This window comes from Pseudoalteromonas sp. T1lg21, assembly GCF_002964625.1.
Lineage (GTDB): Bacteria > Pseudomonadota > Gammaproteobacteria > Enterobacterales > Alteromonadaceae > Pseudoalteromonas > Pseudoalteromonas gelatinilytica.
Genome location: NZ_PQBX01000044.1, coordinates 1 through 464, shown reverse-complemented (window position 1 = coordinate 464; position 464 = coordinate 1). Strand labels below are relative to the sequence as shown.

Here is a 464-nt window from a genome sequence, read left to right as displayed (position 1 = left end):
TAAGAAGGCATGGCACCCTAGGGTATAAAAGTCCCATGCAGTACGAACAATTTAATTAAACCCCGTGTCTACTTTATCGGGGTCAGATCATTCAACTAACATCTAATATCTGACCTCTGATATCTCTGTATTTCAGCTGACGTCTGACGGCTGAAAGCTGACAGCTCTAGACGCAAAAAAGCCCGACTCTTTCGAATCGGGCTTTCTCTAATTTGGATCCTGGCGATGTCCTACTTTCACATGGCAAATGCCACACTATCATCGGCGCTGTTTCGTTTCACTACTGAGTTCGGCATGGGGTCAGGTGGGTCCAAAACGCTATTGTCACCAAGCAAATTTGGTTTGTTAATCGCCTTGGCAATTAACTAAAATTCGGAATTCTGATATCAAGTAAATGTCTACTTTAGTTTCTTAACTTCTGTCTGTTACGCTGTCATAAAACGCGTTTGGCGTTGTATGGTTAA

1 rRNA gene is annotated in these 464 nt (G+C 42.7%); it reads right to left on the bottom strand.

Annotated elements, in window-relative coordinates:
• Window positions 1-217 precede the first annotated feature (217 nt).
• Window positions 218-332 (bottom strand): 5S ribosomal RNA (rrf, locus tag C2M25_RS10240).
• Between the last annotated feature and the right edge of the window lie 132 nt (window positions 333-464).